The organism is Orbaceae bacterium BiB, from assembly GCA_036251205.1.
Lineage (GTDB): Bacteria > Pseudomonadota > Gammaproteobacteria > Enterobacterales > Orbaceae > Orbus > Orbus mooreae.
The window spans coordinates 17931-35718 of sequence record CP133958.1 but is presented as its reverse complement, the minus strand read 5'-3'; the positions used below and the strand labels follow the sequence as shown (position 1 = coordinate 35718).

Annotated in this window: 13 protein-coding genes and 1 pseudogene; 1 reads left to right on the top strand and 13 read right to left on the bottom strand. The window is 36.3% G+C overall.

The annotated features are described in order from the left end of the window. Nucleotides 1–164: 164 nt before the first annotated feature. From RHO11_00140 to RHO11_00130, 3 genes are all read right to left on the bottom strand, one after another. The gene (locus tag RHO11_00140; protein ID WVD61572.1) at nucleotides 165–1550 is read right to left on the bottom strand and encodes a hypothetical protein; all 1386 of its coding nucleotides are present in this window, start codon (nucleotides 1548–1550) and stop codon (nucleotides 165–167) included. A gap of 96 nt (nucleotides 1551–1646) precedes the next feature. Further along, entirely contained in the window at nucleotides 1647–4475 is a 2829-nt protein-coding gene (glnE, locus tag RHO11_00135) for a bifunctional [glutamate--ammonia ligase]-adenylyl-L-tyrosine phosphorylase/[glutamate--ammonia-ligase] adenylyltransferase (protein ID WVD61571.1), read from the bottom strand. Nucleotides 4476–4493: 18 nt separating this feature from the next. After that, complete coding sequence (locus RHO11_00130; GenBank protein WVD61570.1) at nucleotides 4494–5420, bottom strand: CYTH domain-containing protein; 927 nt, start codon at nucleotides 5418–5420, stop codon at nucleotides 4494–4496. Nucleotides 5421–5807: 387 nt separating this feature from the next. On the opposite strand from RHO11_00130, the gene RHO11_00125 reads away from it, so the two are divergent. Continuing rightward, nucleotides 5808–6485 carry a hypothetical protein gene (locus tag RHO11_00125; GenBank protein WVD61569.1) on the top strand — a complete coding sequence of 226 codons (678 nt, stop codon included), beginning with the start codon at nucleotides 5808–5810 and terminating at the stop codon, nucleotides 6483–6485. Nucleotides 6486–6579: 94 nt separating this feature from the next. Here RHO11_00125 and glyA read toward each other — a convergent pair whose 3' ends face one another. The 10 genes and pseudogenes from glyA to RHO11_00075 all read right to left on the bottom strand — a co-directional run bounded on the left by glyA (nucleotide 6580) and on the right by RHO11_00075 (nucleotide 17756). Next, on the bottom strand, nucleotides 6580–7836 hold the full coding sequence (glyA, locus tag RHO11_00120; GenBank protein ID WVD61568.1) for a serine hydroxymethyltransferase: 1257 nt from the start codon (nucleotides 7834–7836) through the stop codon (nucleotides 6580–6582). A 367-nt stretch (nucleotides 7837–8203) separates the two neighbouring features. Then, on the bottom strand, nucleotides 8204–8971 hold the full coding sequence (locus tag RHO11_00115) for a TSUP family transporter (GenBank protein ID WVD61567.1): 768 nt from the start codon (nucleotides 8969–8971) through the stop codon (nucleotides 8204–8206). Between the two features lie 217 nt (nucleotides 8972–9188). Continuing rightward, nucleotides 9189–10271, bottom strand: coding sequence for a chorismate synthase (gene aroC / locus RHO11_00110; GenBank protein ID WVD61566.1), 1083 nt, complete (start codon nucleotides 10269–10271; stop codon nucleotides 9189–9191). Between the two features lie 36 nt (nucleotides 10272–10307). Beyond that, nucleotides 10308–11201 (bottom strand): 50S ribosomal protein L3 N(5)-glutamine methyltransferase, encoded by an 894-nt coding sequence (prmB, locus tag RHO11_00105; GenBank protein ID WVD61565.1) that lies wholly within the window; start codon nucleotides 11199–11201, stop codon nucleotides 10308–10310. A gap of 132 nt (nucleotides 11202–11333) precedes the next feature. Then, nucleotides 11334–12647: pseudogene (locus RHO11_00100) on the bottom strand (MFS transporter). Nucleotides 12648–12681: 34 nt separating this feature from the next. Next, nucleotides 12682–13557 (bottom strand): sugar phosphate isomerase/epimerase, encoded by an 876-nt coding sequence (locus RHO11_00095; GenBank protein WVD61564.1) that lies wholly within the window; start codon nucleotides 13555–13557, stop codon nucleotides 12682–12684. A gap of 10 nt (nucleotides 13558–13567) precedes the next feature. Beyond that, complete coding sequence (locus tag RHO11_00090; GenBank protein WVD61563.1) at nucleotides 13568–14650, bottom strand: Gfo/Idh/MocA family oxidoreductase; 1083 nt, start codon at nucleotides 14648–14650, stop codon at nucleotides 13568–13570. A 313-nt stretch (nucleotides 14651–14963) separates the two neighbouring features. Beyond that, a complete protein-coding gene (gene pyrC, locus RHO11_00085; GenBank protein WVD61562.1) occupies nucleotides 14964–16010 on the bottom strand; it encodes a dihydroorotase in 1047 nt (348 codons plus the stop codon). An 11-nt stretch (nucleotides 16011–16021) separates the two neighbouring features. Next, nucleotides 16022–16960 carry a dihydroorotate dehydrogenase gene (locus RHO11_00080; protein ID WVD61561.1) on the bottom strand — a complete coding sequence of 313 codons (939 nt, stop codon included), beginning with the start codon at nucleotides 16958–16960 and terminating at the stop codon, nucleotides 16022–16024. After that, nucleotides 16953–17756, bottom strand: a complete 804-nt coding sequence (locus tag RHO11_00075) for a dihydroorotate dehydrogenase electron transfer subunit (protein ID WVD61560.1) — start codon at nucleotides 17754–17756, stop codon at nucleotides 16953–16955. The genes RHO11_00080 and RHO11_00075 overlap by 8 nt, the downstream gene beginning before the upstream one ends. Nucleotides 17757–17788: the final 32 nt, after the last annotated feature.

Below are 17788 nucleotides of genomic sequence, written 5' to 3'. Positions count from 1 at the left end.
ATCCTGATCAAACGATAAACGAAAATAAGTCTAATAATAAGAATTATTCTCAATCATAATACAAAAAGGATTAGATGTGAATATAATCCACAAAAAAAATAAGCTTTAATGAATACGATCCAATATGACTATATTATACTCAAAAAATACGCAAGATCTGAAAGCTACAGTCGGTTAAAAATCATCTGTAAATTGGCTAACTGAGTCCTGATATAGTTTTTCTGTTCATCCTCTGCTTTGCTCGCTAGCTTACTTTTAGATAAATAGGAACCCACAGTATGGTTATTATATTTCTTCGGCACATCACCAGAATAGACATATTTGGTAATATTTGAACTCTTTTTAATATAATCTTTGTCACTATAGGTATAAAGACCTGTAACATCTATGCGAGTATTAAGTTCAAATACATTCACAAATGTCGTTGTTTCTTGATTGTAATAGTAAGTTTTATAAATATCCTTATTTTCTACTACACCCTCTGCATTAGGTACTTTAATTGTATTTTCCAAAATGTTTTCACTCATCGCTCTCATGATTGGTTTTTCAGAATATTCGTTATATTTATCACTAGAAGTAATATCAATAACAATATCAGCCATCGCTTGATTACTAACAAATTGGATATAATCGGCATTCAACCTATTTTTAATTAATTGGCTATATTGTGTCGGAGGATAATAAATTTTTAGTATACCTTTTTGCTGATACTGACGCGCTAATGCTGCAGATCCTTTATAATCACCATAAGGTTGATAAATCGTTGCGGCATCGTTGTACAATTCGGCCATTTGACGGTACTCAAAATGGGTTGTAGCCAGTTTTTTGATCTCTTCTGCTTGCTGATAAAAATTTTGCGCTTCATTCAAACGATATTTTTTATCATAAACAACAAATAACTGTTCGCTATCTTTATATTTACCTAAAGGTTTATAGACTTGAACTGCTTGGGAAAATGCTTCAGCAGCTTCCTTATACAATTGAGCTTTTGCTAACTGTTGACCTTGTTCATAATACTCTTTAGCCGCTACTTGCATATATTTGGTATAAGTTTTGTTATATAACGCTTCAATATCCTTATACTTATATTGTTCCATACCTTGACGATATAAATTTGCTTTTAAATAATAGCTATCAGCATCGGTCGCATTAATTGAGTTTCCATATAAATAATACTCTTCGGCAATAAGCTGTCTTAACTGCTTAATCTCATACTTATTATTAAAAAAGTAAACTTGCTGACTATAAAAACGGTTACTAAGCCGATTCTTCATTTGTAGTAATGCTTCATAACTACTAATTCGGCTAGCATAATCAGTACGCTCTGCCGTAAGCAACTGATTTTCATAATGAGCCATAACATTGCTAACGATTTTTTGAAAACTGGCTAAGTCATCAGCATCTAATTTTGTCTCACCTTTATCTTCAACGTAAGAAGCTGCAAGCTCAATACTCTCTAAGTATTTACCCTCTTTATAAGCATCTTCAGCTGTACGAGAAGCACAGGCTGTTAGCAACAAAATAAACAACATCAGGAAAAGCGCTTTCATAATCATTACCTATATTATTTTTAATACCAATTGCAGTCGTGAGTCTACCATTAGCTCGCTATCGTAGTATAAATCAGTTCAATTACCAAACATTAATCAATGTAACCACTTTTGCCAGCTACTATTCACAACTTGGCGCTCTTTTGCAAAAAGCTGATTATCAACATTACTGGGTAATAGCTGCAAAGATAAACGATGAATCTCATTACGCATCGTAATATAAATTTGAGTTAAAGCTTCCGCTTCATCATTTGGCATAATACCGTATCTCGCAGCTAGCTCTAAAATTCGTACATTATCGGGCCAAGTCGTCATTTTAGGTTGAGAAAATGCATAATTGAGAACCAAATATTGCGAGATAAACTCAATATCACCAATTCCCCCTTGATCCACTTTAATATTAAAAAGCTGTTTATCACGATTTGCTAGATGAGTACGCATTTTTTCGCGCATTTCACGAACCTCTTTTTGTAAAACAGCAGGTTCACGTTGTTGGATTAAAACATGGTGGCGAATCTGTTGAAAATGCTCTTGTAATCGAGATTCACCATAAACAACTCTGGCGCGCACTAAGGCTTGATGTTCCCACGTCCAAGCCTCATTTTGTTGATAATCGGCAAATGAGTCTAGACTACATGCCAACAGTCCAGAATCACCCTGAGGGCGTAATCTTACATCGATTTCATACAAGATACCGGAGTTAGTACGAATATTAAATAAATGGATAATTCGTTGCACTAGACGTAAATAAAATTGTCGGCTATCAATGACCTTATCGCCTGTTGTCATGCTATTGGTTGGGCAATCATGCAAAAAGACTAAATCGAGATCTGAACCATAGCCAAGCTCTAATCCGCCTAATTTACCATAACCAACAACAAGCAATCCTTTTTGGTTCTCATCTAGTAAGTAATCAGGTCTACCATAACGTTGTACCATTTGATTCCAAGCAATTTGTACAACAAAATCTATCATCGCTTCAGCTAGATAGGTTAAATGGTCACTCACTTTCATGGTTGGTAAAATATGTGCTATATCACTTGCTGCTATATGTAATAGTTGCATCTGTTTAAACTGTCGCAATGCCTCAATCTGCTGTTCTTCATCATCAGAAGATATACGTAATAAATACTGGTAAAGCTCACTTTTATAAGCATCAATCGCAACGGTTTTATACAATGAATTAAAATCAATAAGTTCATCCAATAATAAAGGATGTCGAGTTAACTGATCGCTGATCATTGGTGACGCTGCGCATAATCTAATTAACTGTTTTAATGCATTAGGATACTCAACTAATAGCTCCAAATAGGTCGTTCGACTCACAATATTAACTAATAATTGCAAAGTCCTTGATAAGATGGTTAAACGATCATCCTCTTTACAAGCCAGAGCAAACACTCTTGGCATTAATTGATCGAGAATATCTCGTCCCCTAACGCCAATGGTTCGCTTACTAATATCACTGCGAAACTGAGAGATTAGCTGATAAAGTTGTAAAGCGTGCTGGTCTGATAGCTGGGGTAATACCGATTGAATATCAGAGAGTTCTAAATCTGTAGCCCAGAGTTCATCATAGCGTTGATCATAGTGTTGATAGCTGTTGACCTCTACGTTTTGACTTTCATCGATCCCAATTAACTCATTAAAAATCGCTCGATTACTCAGCATACACGCCGTCAGTTGATGATGAAAATCTGACCAATTTTCAAACCCCATTCCTAATGCCAGACGAACTTGGTCAAGTGGATTATCAGGTAAAGTTTGTGTTTGCTCGTCATTAATACCTTGTAATAAATTTTCGCAGCGCCTTAAAAATAGATAATGGTGTTGTAATGCGGCTACATCTTCTTTAGAAAGTAGCTTTTCAAGCTCAATAACCTGTAATGCCGCCAGTAAAGAACGTGTTTGTAGCGCAGGAACACGTCCTCCGCGAATCAATTGAAAAACTTGTATAATAAACTCAACCTCACGAATTCCACCTGCACCAAGTTTAATATTATTATTTAGACCTCTTCGACGAACTTCGCGTTCAATCATCCCTTTCATATTACGTAATGACTGCAATACGCTAAAATCGATATAGCGTCGATAAACAAAAGGCTTGAGCATTTGGTATAACTCTTTCGCTTCTGGAGCCTCTTGATCACCAAGTACTTTAGCCTTGACCATCGCGTAACGCTCCCAATCACGCCCCTGCTCCTGATAATAATCTTCCATTGCAGAAAAACTTAATACTAAAGGTCCTCCATCGCCCAAAGGTCGAAGTCGCATATCAACACGATATACAAACCCATCTTGAGTAATTTGATCAAGTGCTTTTATTAACCGTTGACCAAATCTCGTAAAAAAGATCGCATTATCTAACTCTCGTCGTCCGCCTTGTGTTACGCCATGTTCGGGATAAGCAAAAATTAAATCAATATCAGAAGAGAAATTCAGTTCAGCACCACCCAATTTTCCCATACCTAATATCACTAGCGTTTGAGGCTGCCCTTTCGCATTGCACGGTGTCCCCCACTCTTTACAACTGAGGTTATACAACCAGTCTCTCGCGGTTATAATTAATACTTCAGCCAGTGAACTTAACTGTATTAATGTCTGTTCCGTCGTACTGGTATTAGCAATTTGTGACCAGTTAATTCTCATTAACATTTTACGACGAAACTGGCGTAAAATCGACATAAACTGCTCTTCACTGTGAATATCAAAAATCAGATCATTTAGCCAAGATTGATAGTTAGTATAACCGTTATGGCAAGGTGTATTAAGTTCTATCTCATTTAACCAATCAGGAAAACGGTGTAAAGAGTCAATTAAAAAATCACTTCTTAATAAAATATCAATATACTTATTAACTAAATTTTGATCACAGTTTGATAACAGAGCCATGACCTTCTGTTTATGCGCAGCTAATACCGACATACGTCACCATTTAATCGATTATTTATCCATTAATAACAAATAGATTTTTAATTGAGTATTAATTTCACTAAATGCAAAAGTTTTTACATCACAAAGGTATTCTAAATTTTTTAACCAAGCACAATAAACTTGATTTATCTTGCTTGAATACTCATTTTGAGCAGCAGGTAGAACATATTTCAAATTATTGGCAACACTGCATAATGTTTCTCGATAAAGCGATAAGTTATTATAAACTAAAGCATACTCTTCATTTGTTTGCCAAAACTGTAGAATATCTGTTAGCGAGATATGATCTGCAGCTAATGAAGCGATTGGAGATAAATGATTACCTTGTAATAGACGGTAACCTCGTGCTGCTTTACTTTGTGAAAAAAGATGTAGGTTAAATTTACTGAGTTCCAATGCTAACAGCAATAAATCAAGTTGATATCCTGTTTTTAATTCTAATTCAACTTCAATTATCGGTTGCATTAATTTATCGGCAAGAATTTGCCCTTGATCTAAAGCGACTTCAACCTGACTCTGGTTATAATTAATTAACCAAGTTTTCCGTTCAAAATTTGTACTAAACTGGGCTACTAAATTTTTTGCTAAAACATCTTTGTCTAATCCTTCACCAAAAACATCAGATGGTAGAACGGAGAGATCTAAGCGATTATTGGGTAAACGTACATTATACTCTTGCCTAGCATGTAAGCCCGCTAATGCTTTACCTACTGATTTAACGGTAATTTCATATTCTGTTGATTTACCTAATTCACAAGTTCCTCTAATGCGTAGACTAGAACGATGATTACGCAATAAATTATCTGCACTATCATAGTAGGTATTTGTGAGCTGTAAACTATGCTTTTCAACAAGATCTTGAGTTTGTAAAAAACGCGATAATGATTTAATTGCAGACTCTCTAATCTGAAATTTCAGTTCTATCTCTTGATTCATACATCTATTCCGTTATCACTAAAGTTGTTTAATACTATAACAACCCATAAAAAAAGGCGATATAAAAGCTAGGATATTTTTAAGATCACGAAACGAATTAATATAAAACAGACATTATCTATATTATTTTTTGCAAACTTTTTTGCAAAAAGATGTTACATGGTATTATATAACTATAAGATCTATATTAATAATAATTATCAAACTATAGAAAAATAGCTCAATTTGTCGAGATTGTTTCAAATAAACTACATATAATAATTACCACTGTAGCAAGATTGATAGTTTAGAATAGTCCGGAATAGTTCGGATATATGCAATACCGGTTACGATCAATCTCGTATAATAAAAATATGTTGTGACATAACTCATTTTAAGGTTTTAATCATGTCTAAAGAAAAACAGCCCAAGATATCCTGTAATTTAAAACTACTCAGATCGATAATCTTACTTATTTATATCATGATCTATCCATTAGCAAGCCTTTTACCTGTTGAATATGGCTGGGAAAACGGATTTATTGAGAACAGTCAAGTCGGGCTGTGTATTATCGGTTTTTTAAGTTCAATCTGGTTTGCTAAACAGTCAAAAACAAATCAGATGCGATGGTTTTGGATTATTATATCACCGCTGTGGCTAATTATTATCACGCGAGAGTTAAGCTGGGGAGCCTGTTTTTTACCGGCTCAAAGTATGGACCCGCTTACAGGAGGCACTTATTCTTCATCGATTTTATCTTATAAACCTTATGTATATCCAATATTAAAAGTGATTGGTGTCGCAATTTTAGTCTTATTTATTATAACTAAACAGTATCAAACGTTAGTGAATCTTTGTAAAAATAGGGATTTTCCGCTACTTGAATTACTCTTGGTTATTATTGGAGCACTGATTTCAACTGCAGCAGAAGAACACATGAATCTTTTTATTCCTTTTTCTTCATTGTTTAATGCTGGTCAGATCCAAACAATGGAAGAGCTCGGTGAATTTGGAGTATATTTAGCGCTCTTTGCTGGGCAATATCGTGTATATCAAGCTTTTTGTAGAAACAAGAGTATTAATTAATAACATTGACGGGCAAAAATAACTTATCGTTATTATAGATAGAATAAAAGGGCTTAATGCCCTTTTATTCTATTTTTTTAATCATCGCTAATAATTATTTTTCATAAACCGGTAAACGACGACAAATGTCTAAAACCTGCGCTTTAACTTTATCAATAACAGCCTGATCATTGATATTATCTAATACATCACAAATCCAGTTCGCTAGCTGTTTAGCATCTTGTTCTTTAAATCCTCGACGAGTAATAGCCGGCGTTCCTAAACGAATACCTGAAGTCACAAATGGACTTTGTGGATCTTTTGGCACGCTATTTTTATTAACGGTAATATTCGCCCTTCCTAATGCTGCATCAGCTTCTTTACCAGTAATGTTTTTATTAATTAAATCGATTAAAAATAGGTGATTTTGCGTCTCACCAGAGACCACGTTATAACCACGTTTAATAATTTCAGCAACCATCGCTTGCGCATTTTTGATCACTTGATGTTGATACTCTTTATAAGCAGGCTCCATCGCCTCTTTTAAAGCAACTGCTTTAGCCGCGATAACATGCATTAGTGGACCTCCTTGTGCACCTGGGAACACCGCTGAATTAAGCTTTTTATATAGCTCTTCGCTACCGCTTTTAGCTAGAATTAAGCCACCTCGAGGGCCGCCTAATGTTTTATGTGTTGTTGTTGTTACAATATGCGCATGAGGAACCGGATTAGGATAAACACCCGCGGCAATCAAACCGGCAACGTGCGCCATATCAACAAATAGATATGCGCCAACACTATCAGCGATTTCACGTAATTTTTTCCAATCAACTACACCAGAATAGGCAGAAAAACCACCAATAATCATTTTCGGTTTTGCTTCTTTAGCGATTTTTGCAACTTCATCATAATTAATTCGACCATGGGCATCAACACCATAGGCAACGATATTATAGAATTTTCCAGAGAAGTTAACCGGAGAACCATGAGTCAAATGGCCACCTTCTGATAAATTCATTCCTAATACTGTATCACCTGGTTGTAACAATGCGCTATAAACTGCAAAATTGGCCTGTGAACCAGAGTGAGGTTGTACATTGGCATAATCCGCACCAAATAGAGCTTTTGCTCGGTCAATAGCGAGTTGTTCAACAATATCAACATATTCACAACCACCGTAATAACGTTTACCAGGATAACCTTCAGCATATTTATTAGTAAGTTGGGAGCCTTGCGCTTGCATAACTCGTGGGCTGGTATAATTTTCGGAGGCAATCAATTCAATATGATCTTCCTGACGTTGATTCTCTCCTTGAATTGCATTCCATAGTTCTTTGTCATACTCAGCTATCGTCATTTGTTTAGTAAACATCTTAGCTCCTCGCCGCTTTAGTTAATAAATAAAAATAGACCAACTGCATCTTATAAATTAATTTTAGATGATCAAAATTAATCAATGTATTCAAAACTACCGATATCATAGATAATAATTGAGTTATTTGCTAGGTTATTTTTAACCTTTTATTATTAATAGCTTTTATCTTAATAAGTGACTACTTTACTGAATTTATACTTTACTCATATTCTGTTCATCAGTACTTTTAATAAAGCTGTGCTCGTTATAATATTGTTGAAATGTATTAATCTAGTATAAAAATTAATAATCAAAATATAGTCGAAAAATCAATTTAAAATATCTTGTTGGGGAGCTTTATTATCAAACATCTTACACACTCTTATTATAAAAAGTTTTCCCAAATAAGCTTAATACTCATTATTGTCGATACGATAATGAGCATAGGGCGAATCAATTTTTTACCTTTCGATATCACCATTTTCGCGCCAATTCTAGCACCAATAAACTGCCCAACTAACATTGTTAAACCAATCGTCCAGATCACCTGACCACTAAAAATAAAAAAGAGTAATCCAGCAAAATTAGAAGTAAAATTAAGAACTTTGGTATGTGCGGTGGCCTTAGTCAGATTGAATCCAGCTAAAGTCACGTAAGCTAACGCATAAAAGGAACCGGCTCCCGGCCCAAAAAAACCATCATAAAAACCAATTACCATTGCCGCTATAATAGCAAATTGTGTTTCAGTCAAACGTCTTTTACGATCTTCATCGCCAATTTTAGGACAAAGTAAAAAATAGAGGCCAACACTGATAGTCAAAATAGGTAATAAAATGCGTAAAAAATCGGCTTGGATATGTAATACCAATAAGGTACCCATTGCTGAACCGATAAATGCTAATAAAATAGAGAGTTTCATCTCTTTTAGATTAACCATTCGTCGTCGAATGAAATAGAAGCTAGCAGAAAATGAACCACCACAGCTTTGTAGTTTGTTGGTTGCTAACGCGGCTTGAGGATTGATACCAACAGCGAGCAGAGCCGGCACTGTTAATAAACCGCCGCCCCCCGCGATTGAATCAATAAACCCAGCGATAAGGGCGACAATAAATAAGAGTAAAAGTAACTGATAACTAATTGTTGATATATCCATCGTTATAACCGACCTAAGTATGCCGATAAAAACTCGACAACATAAATATAATAAAAATTAATATTATAAATACTAATCTAAACTTAGGCTGTTTAAATAAATTAGCTATTCGGCTATTTAGATAGTACTTATCGATTATGACGAATACAACAAAGATAAGAACCAGAAAAATAGCCCACACGAATCCATCAATTCTATCCGCTGTCATTATTCAATTCTAAAAATAAGCTTTAGGTTGCACATCGCCACATTGAGCCCGATAACGTAAATAATGATCCATCAGAACTATGGCCATCATTGCTTCAGCAATCGGCACTGCCCGAATCCCAACACAAGGATCATGACGACCATGTGTGGAAACTTCAATAGTGTTACCATCAATATCCATAGACTGGCCTGCGACTTCAATACTTGGTGTGGCTTTTAAAGCAATATTCGCAGTAATTGTTTGTCCCGAACTAATTCCACCCAAAATCCCACCAGCATGATTTGATTTAAACCCAGCGGATGTCATCTCATCACGATTTTCACTACCACGTCGATTTATCGCAGCAAAACCATCACCAATTTCAACGCCTTTTACCGCGTTGATACTCATCAAAGCATGGGCAATATCAGCATCTAAACGATCAAAAACAGGTTCACCTAAACCAACAGGTACGTGTTCGGCAACAATAGTGACTTTAGCTCCAATTGAATCACCCGATTTTTTCAAGGAACGTAGTAGCTCATCAAGCTCAGTCAATTTTTTTTCATCACCACAAAAAAATGGATTTTGAGTCACTTGTTGCCAATCAGTTAATTCACATGAAATATCACCCATCTGAGCTAAATAACCTCGAATAGTAATCCCGAGCTTTTCTTGTAAATATTTTTTGGCAATACTCCCTGCCGCAACGCGCATTGCGGTTTCACGAGCAGAAGCTCGACCACCACCACGATAATCACGAATACCATACTTTTGTTGATAGGTATAGTCAGCATGACTCGGTCGAAAGACATCTTTAATGCGGCTGTAATCTTGTGAACGTTGGTCAGTATTTTCGATGATTAAACCAATACTTGTTCCTGTCGTTTTACCTTCAAATACGCCAGATAAAATCTTAACTTCATCGGCCTCACGACGTTGTGTGGTATAACGAGAAGTCCCTGGTTTACGACGATCTAAATCTTTTTGTAAGTCTTCTTCACAAAGGTCAAGCCCCGGAGGTACGCCATCAACAATACAGCCAAGTGCAAGCCCATGGGACTCGCCAAAGGTGGTCACTTTAAACAGTGTACCAATTGAATTTCCAGCCATAAAAAACCTTTTATTTATTTTTTGTTATCAATCGAATTATAGAGTATCTTCAAATTCAATAAGTTGCTTTTTCGTCAAGACAAATACACCATCGACGCCATGTCTAAACTCAATCCATCTAAATGGTAGCTGTGGATATTGTTCTTCAAGAGCAATACGGCTATTACCCACTTCACAGACGAGTACACCAAATTTAGTTAAATGTTTGGAGGCCTCTTTTAATATCCGTCTAACAATATCAAGACCATCATTACCCGCTACAAGCGCCAACTCAGGCTCAACTTTATACTCTAACGGTAAATCGTCCATATCTTCCTGATCAACATAAGGCGGATTGGTGATGATGACATCATATTCAACCGCAGGTAAATCATTGAACAGATCCGATAATATGGGTAGAACTCGATGGTTAAGTTGGTGCGCTTCAATATTAATTTGAGCTACTTCAAGTGCATCATCAGAAATATCGGCTAAATCAACTTCAGCATCGGGGTATTCATATGCGCAAGCAATACCGATACACCCACTCCCCGTACATAAATCAAGTATATTACGAGGTTCAAAATCAATAATCCCTTGTAGGTGATTTTGAATTAGTTCACCAATCGGTGATCGTGGAATTAAGACTCTTTCATCAACATAAAATTGATGACCACAAAACCATGCAGCATTAGTTAAATAAGGGGTTGGAACATGCTCTTCTGTTCTGGCTAATACGCAGTCAATAACTAACTGTTTTTCATCATGAGTCAAATTAGCGGCATAAAACTCAGCAGGAATATTAAGTGGTAAATTTAAGATTGGTAAAACAAGTTGTTTAGCTTCATCAATCGCATTATCAGTACCGTGACCATAATAGATATCAGAGCGGTTAAATGTTGAAGCAGCCCAACGAATAAAATCTTGTATAGTATGTAATTGATTAATCATCTGTTCCACTGTGTTATTTACCGATACGTTTATCTTATTTTAGGAGGAATAACGTAATAACACAATCAATAGTTATGAATAACAGCGTAACAATCTAAAGGATTATTACGCTGTTGATATTAGAATGAATAACTATTTAGTTACTGTAGGCAACTTAATTGTATCGAGTTTTTTGATTACGAAAATATGTGATAAAGCACCTAATAATGATACCGCTGATATATAGTACATTGCATAAGCAAAGCTATCGGTATACTGCAAAATTAATCCCATCACAATCGGCGTAATAATACCGGCAGCATTACCAGAAATATTAAAGAATCCGCCAACTGTTCCCATCACTTTTGCTGGAACAATATCACTCAATAATACCCAGCCAATATTGGCAAAGGCATTAGCAAAGAAGGCAAATGATAAGATCGCAATAGCAATAATTGGTTGATTTTCAAAGAAATTAGCTAAACACATGGTTCCTGCAAAAGCTAAACCTAAAATAGATGGTAACTTACGAGAAAATGTACGACTTTTACCGCGTTTCATTAAACCATCACTCACAAAACCACTACATAATAGACCAATCATTGCCATCATGTATGGGAACATCGCCCCAAAACCAGCTTTCGAAATAGAAAGATTTAAGCCTTTTTCTAAATAGACGATAAACCAAGTTAAGAAGAAGTATAGTGTTGAGTTTAATGCAAATTGTGCAATACATAATCCTAAAAAATTACGTTGTTTAAGCACATAGCTGATTTCTTTCTATTCAACTTTATCTTTAACTACTTTTTGATTTTGGCCTAATCCACCGCCTTGTCTAATGTAATCAAGCTCTAGCTGGTTAGTTTTTTTACTATCTAGCGGATCTCGGTACTGAATTAGCCAATAAATACCGAAAATAATACCAACGCCCCCTGACGCATAAAATGACATTTCCCATCCGTAGTTAGCAACAATATAGGCTAATACGGGTGTTAAAAATGCGAGACCTATATATTGTGCACAAGAATACATGGCCGTTGCACTTGCTCGTTCCTGAGTTGGGAACCATGTTGAGATAATTTTAGTGTTGGCTGGAAATGATGGCGCCTCTGCTACCCCGATTAATGCTCGGCATAACAATAAAAAGACAAATGAAGCCGTTGCTGTTGTGAATAAATGATGTGATGCCAAGCCCATTAATAATGTAAATAAGCTCCATATCACAACCGCACCACCATATAATTTTCTAACACCGACCCGGTCAAGAATATAACCAACGGGAATTTGGCTAATAACATAAGCCCAAGTAAACATAGAGAATAGTAGACCTAACTGCCCAGGAGATAGACCAAACTCCCCCTGAATACTTGTTCCTGCTACAGAAAGATTAGCGCGATCCATATAGTTTATAGCTGTAACAATAAATAGTAAGACTAATACCGTATATCTAGATTTTGTTGCTTTCATATAATGATCCCTTTTTCATTTACATCACAATGAATTAATTGTGATAAACTCCACATTCAAGCATAATTTTTTTCGTTGTTTGATACGCTTCAGCAATAACCCACTCTGCGGGTTTTTGCCAATATTCAGGTCTAAAAGTTTCAATCGAGACCATTCCTTGATAGTTAATCGCCTTTAATGTTGTAAGATAGCTATGTAAATCAACAACCCCTTGGTCACAAAAGCGTCTTAATGCTTGTGACAATTCATTATCAGGCGCATCATCGCCATTGTTAATGTGTACAGCAAAAATTTTATTTACATCAATTTGCTTCATTACTGAAAAATCATTCAAACGGTTATAAAGATAAAGATTGTAAGAATCTAAGACTAACCCAACATTATCTTGATTAACTGCTTGAATGATTTGCCATGCCTGTTCAACAGTTCGCACAGAACTACGATTAAAACCGACAAGTTCAAAACAGAGTTTGATACCATAAGGTTTAGCTAATTCAGATAAATGCGTTAAAATTCGCACAGCATTTTTAAAATTATCTGTCCACTCTCCAATAAAAGGCCCACCATTTGGATCACGTTGTAATGGTGGAACGATAATAAAATACTCACTACCGATTTGCTGAGCGATATCACATCCCCAGATAAACTCTTTAACCAGTTCACGCTCCTGCTCACTATCAGAGCCGTCAAATAAGCTAGGGAAAGTGTATAAAGCATTAAATGCATGGGGTTTAATTCGACTATGTTTGAAGAACTGTTTTAAATCTTCAACGGAATGAGTCTTCATATAGTCATGTAACATATCTAAACGCAGTTCAATAAAATCAAACCCATTCTTTTCACAAAGCACAAGATCTTGTTCCAATGTTGAGCAGTTCATTGCTGTCGCTTCGTTATAACCAATTTTCATAAATAACTCCTTATGCCAATGGAAACTTAATGACTCTATTTTCTTTTGTGCTGCGATAAATCGCTTCGATAAGTTCTACAGTTTTACGACCAGCATCCCCATCAATGAGTGTCTTACCATTACCTGTTAATGAGTTTAAGAAATCATCTATCTGCAATTGGTGGTAATAGTACATAGAGTCGACGCTATTGAAAAAATCACTATCCTCTTTTTTCCAACTATCAAGCATGTCCGATTCACCATTAACCGTCCACAAATCATTATATGGTGGTTCAGTAATCGATGAGACTCCGGCAATAAACATAGCACCACCATCAGTTTGAACACCAATCGATGCACCATTTTCACCATGGATATGGACTTTACCGTAAAGTGCAGGATTTTGGGAATTGCTCACTAAAATATTACCAATACCGCCATTTTTAAATTTAACAATCACTGCCGCAGTGTCTTCAACTTCAATATAAGGGTGGTTTAAATTTTTCCAGACACCATAAACTTCATCAATTTCACCCATATACCATAATAAGAGATCGAGTTGATGTGGAGCTTGATTGACTAGCACTCCTCCGCCCTCACCTTGCCATGTTCCTCGCCATGGGTCACTTTCATAATATGCCTGATCACGCCAACCTAGCATGGTAACCGTACCAATAATAGGTCGACCAATTTTACCGTCATCAATCGCTTTCTTCATACGCATACAAGGATTATAGAATCGACGTTGGCATACAGTACCGACTTTGGCATGTCCCTCTTTCGCTGCTGCTAAAATCGCATCACAATCGGCCAAGTTAGAAGCCAGTGGTTTTTCAATTAATACATGACATCCCATTTTGGCGGCAGGAACAGCAATTGCAGCATGAATAGGATGGGGGGTACAGACACTTAACATCTCAATCTTCGCGTCAGCAATCATCGTTTCAACATTATCATATGCCTTTACACCATATAATTTAGCAAATTCTTGTGCTCGGGATAAATTAGCATCACATACTGCAGTAAATTCAGATTGAGCTAAATTAACAAAGGCTTTAGCATGAAAATGCCCAACCTTTCCACATCCAACTAATGCTGTTTTTATTTTTTTCATATAATAATACCTTCTTGTCTTAAAAAATTAACTTTTTGCTACCGGTAACATCCGGTACTTATAATGTTAAAACGATACAAAAATTATTCAATCACACTTTTTTAATTTTATGATACCGGTCGCATTATTAAAATAATGATGTTAACATCAAGCAATAGGAGCGGGATTTAGGCTATTGAGCTAAACAATATTTAAATTTTTTATCAATAAATACATGGTATTAGATAAATCAAAATAATGTTCAATTCGTTAATAAATAGAAATAAAAAAGATAATTAGAGAAAGAATACTAATTATCTTATTTTGAGATAACTTAACGTAAAATAGACCAATTTAGCGTTTCGCCGGCTAAAAATGGCACAATCTCACGATCATCAGCAGTCATTATAAAATTAGGTACGATATATTGTTGTTTTATCAAGGTGATAGAATCTGTATTAACAGGGAGTTGATAAAATTTAGGACCATTAATGGATGTAAATGCCTCTAATTTATCTAAAGCATTCTCTTGTTCAAAAACTTGAGCATACAACGATAATGCGGTTAAGGCGTTAAAGGCTCCCGCACAGCCACATGCGGACTCTTTACTATTTTTAGGATGTGGCGCCGAATCAGTACCTAAAAAGAAACGATCACAACCTGATGTTACCGCTTTCGTTAAACTGTTTCTGTGATTCTCTTTTTTTAGTATCGGCAAACAGTAATTATGTGGTCTTAGTCCACCTTGAAAAAGTGCATTTCTATTCAAAAAAATATGCTGCGGTGTAACTGTTGCAGCTAAATTGTGAGGACCTTCTAAAATTAATGCCGCAGCGTCTTGCGTTGTAACGTGTTCTAATACAACTTTTAATTCTGGTAGTGCCTTCATTAACGGTAATAATATGGTATCAATAAAGCGCGCTTCACGATCAAATACATCAATTGCCGGATCGGTGACTTCACCATGAATTAATAGCGGTACCCCCTGTTTTTGCATCGCTTCCAAAACAGGTAAGACAGACTGAATCGAACTCACACCATGAGCTGAATTTGTTGTTGCATGAGCGGGGTATAGCTTCACTGCCGATAAAATACCATTTTGATAACCGCTAATAATTTCATCAGCAGAGGTATCATCGGATAAGTATGCCGTCATTAATGGTTTAAATTGATGTCCAGCAGGCAAAGCGGCTAATATCCGATCTTTATAAGCGATAATCTCTGCCATTTTTTTCAGTGGAGGAACCAAATTAGGCATAATGATACCACGACCATAATCACGACTGGAATAAGGTAGAACGGTGTTAAGAACCTCACCATCACGTAAATGTAAGTGCCAATCATCGGGACGTTTGATGGTTATTTTTTTTAACTCAGACATAAACATCCCTTTTATGACAATGCAGTGAATGGTTGAAATGGTGAATCATCTATTTGACCAATCAAATCCATAATCTGCATAATATGATGTTGTTTGCAGTAGTCGGTTAATTGTTGAATTAAGTCAATCATTACAGTCGGTTCAATAAAATTCGCTGTACCCACTTGCACAGCACTTGCTCCCGCTAATAAATACTCAATCACATCTTCCAGTGTTGCAATGCCACCACAACCAATCACAGGAATCGATATGTGCTTAGCGCACTGATAAGTCATCCGTAAATTAACAGGTTTTATTGCTGGGCCAGAATAGCCCCCCATGATATTACCTAATTTAGGTCGGCGTGTTGTAATATCAATTGCCATACCGAGTAAGGTATTGCCGACAACAACAGCATCACCGCCTTCATCTTCCACAGCTTTAGCGACACTGATAATATCGCTCGTGTTCGGGGTTAACTTAGCCCAAATCGGCAACGGCGTTGCAGCACGTAACATCTTTATCACATTGGCGGTTGAACAGGCTTCAATAGCGAATGCCTTACCATGAGCTTCAATATTAGGACAAGAGATATTCGCTTCAATGGCTGAAATCCCGTTGACTTCACTTAAAATAGCCGCTAATTCAGCAAACTCACCCGCAGTATTTGCCGAGATACTCGCTACTAAAGGTGACTGATACTGACTAAAAAAGGGAACGACATGATTGATATAGTATTCAACACCTTTACTTGGAATACCAATTGCATTTAACATACCGGCATCGGCTTCACAAATTCTGGGTAATGAGTTTCCTGAACGTTTGCTACGGGTAAAGGTTTTCGTTACTATCGCCCCTAATTGATTAAAATCGACAACCGAGCGTAGTGAATATTCAAAGGTCCCCGACGCAGGCATGATAGGATTTTTTAGCTGTAAACTGCCTACCTTTACTGATAATAAATTACTCATACACAATATCCCTAATATTAAATACCGGTCCGTCTTTACATACTTTTTTACTCACTAAATCCTCTTGTCCAGAGTCTTTGACCGCAATAACACAGGCATGGCACATACCAATACCACAAGCCATATTTTGCTCTAAAGCAATTTCACCACGAATACCAAGTTCAAATGATAATTGTTGTAATAATTTGCCAATACGTTTTGAACCACAAGTAAAAAAACCATCAATCGGTTGGTTACGATGGACTTCACGAATAATCGCTTCCACATTGGTGATTGAACTGGAATTATCGCTGTCCATAATTTCAATAACCTGTGCGCCAGAATTAGCAAATCGATGCTGTGACATTAAACGCCGTTTATCTTTAGCACTTAACATAGCGGTAACGTTAATATTTTTAGATGCAGCATATTCCGCTAAAGGCGCCAGTGTAGCTAACCCAACACCACGACCTAATACTAAAATATGCTTATCTGTTTCATGTAAGTTAAATCCTTGCCCCAATGGCCCAAGAATTTTTAAGGTCGCTTGTGGTACTAATGTTGAAAGTCCAGCAGTACCTAAACCAACAACTTTATACAGAAATTCAACTTTCCCTGTTGCAGAATCAGCAAAATAGGTACTCATTGGTCGACGAAAAAATGGTTTTTTACCATCTGAACTCGGACACATCAGATTAAAAAATTGCCCGGGCTCGACACTTGCGGCATCAGCACCGACAAAGACCACCATATGTTTATATTGATCGTTTACCCACTCATTACTCAGTACGATGGCTTGACTATCATAGTATTTCATGACGTTTCCTTTAGTCTGAAAATCAAATCAGT

Bases quoted from the DNA above. Each gene is read 5' to 3' on its own strand.
- RHO11_00140 (WVD61572.1), bottom strand. From the start codon at position 1,550: ATGAAAGCGCTTTTCCTGATGTTGTTTATTTTGTTGCTAACAGCCTGT.
- glnE (WVD61571.1), bottom strand. From the start codon at position 4,475: ATGTCGGTATTAGCTGCGCATAAACAGAAGGTCATGGCTCTGTTATCA.
- RHO11_00130 (WVD61570.1), bottom strand. From the start codon at position 5,420: ATGAATCAAGAGATAGAACTGAAATTTCAGATTAGAGAGTCTGCAATT.
- RHO11_00125 (WVD61569.1), top strand. From the start codon at position 5,808: ATGTCTAAAGAAAAACAGCCCAAGATATCCTGTAATTTAAAACTACTC.
- glyA (WVD61568.1), bottom strand. From the start codon at position 7,836: ATGTTTACTAAACAAATGACGATAGCTGAGTATGACAAAGAACTATGG.
- RHO11_00115 (WVD61567.1), bottom strand. From the start codon at position 8,971: ATGGATATATCAACAATTAGTTATCAGTTACTTTTACTCTTATTTATT.
- aroC (WVD61566.1), bottom strand. From the start codon at position 10,271: ATGGCTGGAAATTCAATTGGTACACTGTTTAAAGTGACCACCTTTGGC.
- prmB (WVD61565.1), bottom strand. From the start codon at position 11,201: ATGATTAATCAATTACATACTATACAAGATTTTATTCGTTGGGCTGCT.
- RHO11_00095 (WVD61564.1), bottom strand. From the start codon at position 13,557: ATGAAAATTGGTTATAACGAAGCGACAGCAATGAACTGCTCAACATTG.
- RHO11_00090 (WVD61563.1), bottom strand. From the start codon at position 14,650: ATGAAAAAAATAAAAACAGCATTAGTTGGATGTGGAAAGGTTGGGCAT.
- pyrC (WVD61562.1), bottom strand. From the start codon at position 16,010: ATGTCTGAGTTAAAAAAAATAACCATCAAACGTCCCGATGATTGGCAC.
- RHO11_00080 (WVD61561.1), bottom strand. From the start codon at position 16,960: ATGAGTAATTTATTATCAGTAAAGGTAGGCAGTTTACAGCTAAAAAAT.
- RHO11_00075 (WVD61560.1), bottom strand. From the start codon at position 17,756: ATGAAATACTATGATAGTCAAGCCATCGTACTGAGTAATGAGTGGGTA.